The organism is Cupriavidus sp. 05T42 (assembly GCF_056396345.1).
The window spans coordinates 1-1,102 of sequence record NZ_JBFTLH010000056.1; the positions used below are offsets into that span (position 1 = coordinate 1).

At 59.8% G+C, this 1,102-nt stretch carries 2 protein-coding genes; both read left to right on the forward strand.

Annotated features, from left to right (window positions below; all coding sequences use genetic code 11):
* Positions 1–72 precede the first annotated feature (72 nt).
* A complete protein-coding gene (locus tag AC1EJR_RS27275; protein ID WP_441645978.1) occupies positions 73–513 on the forward strand; it encodes a DUF3304 domain-containing protein in 441 nt (146 codons plus the stop codon).
* A 163-nt stretch (positions 514–676) separates the two neighbouring features.
* On the forward strand, positions 677–1,015 hold the full coding sequence (locus tag AC1EJR_RS27280; RefSeq protein ID WP_477147856.1) for a DUF3304 domain-containing protein: 339 nt from the start codon (positions 677–679) through the stop codon (positions 1,013–1,015).
* The last annotated feature ends 87 nt before the right edge of the window (positions 1,016–1,102 follow it).

Consider the following 1,102-nt stretch of genomic DNA (forward strand, 5'->3'; position numbering starts at 1 on the left):
GTCTTGGACATCCCGACTATCCCTTGAAGGGCGACGAGGCGCGCAAGTAACCACAGTTCCACGAGGAGAGTCATGCCTTACACAGTAGCGCGCCCACGGGCGTGGATAGCCGGCCTGCTAGCAGCATTGTCACTGGCAATGTCCGGTTGCGGCGACGAGCCAATCTCGGTGGAAATGGTTGGCTACAACCACACCGATGTAGGCATCTACGCGTTCGAGGTCAATGGCCGTGGTGGCCCGAATATCTGGCCGCACGAGGGCGGAGGCAATTTCACTTGCTGCGTCACGGTGCCACGGATCTACAAGCCTGGCATGACGGCGAAGATTAGGTGGGTCCATCGCATCGACGATGTTCCGCAGGAGCGGATCGTCCCGGTGCCGCCCTATGGGCCGGAGGAAATTGGAAGGGTCGCGGTGCATTTTCTGCGAGACGGCAACGTCAAGGTCTTCGTGACCATGATGGCGCTCCGTCATCCTGACTATCCCTTGAAGGGCGACGAGGCGCGCAAGTAACCACAGGTTCATGAGGAGAGTCATGCCTTACAGCACTGCACCACCGACTTCAGGCAGCAAGAATCGATTCAACGCTATGCGCCCACGGGCGTGGGCAGGCAGTCTGCTAGCCGCACTGTCGCTAGCGATKTCCGGTTGCGGCGACGAGCCAATCTCAGTGGAAATGGTTGGCTATAACCACACCGATGTGGGCATCTATGCGTTCGAGGTCAACGGTCATGGCGGCCCGAATATCGGGGCGCACAAGGGCGGYGGMAAKTTCACTTGTTGCGTCACGGTGCCACGGATCTACAAGCCTGGCACGACGGTGAAGGTTCGATGGGTCAATCGCATCGACGATGTTCCGCAGGTGCGGATCGTCCCCGTGCCGCCCTACGGGCCGGAGGAAATCGGAAGGTTCGCGGTGCATTTTCTGCGCGACGGCAACGTCAAGGTGTTCGTGACCATGATGGCACTCCGTCATCCTGACTATCCCTTGAAGGGCGACGAGGCGCGCAAGTAACCACAGTTCCACGAGGAGAGTCATGCCTTACACAGTAGCGCGCCCACGGGCGTGGATAGCCGGCCTGCTAGCAGCATTGTCACTGGC

Bases quoted from the DNA above. Each gene is read 5' to 3' on its own strand.
- AC1EJR_RS27275 (WP_441645978.1), top strand. From the start codon at position 73: ATGCCTTACACAGTAGCGCGCCCACGGGCGTGGATAGCCGGCCTGCTA.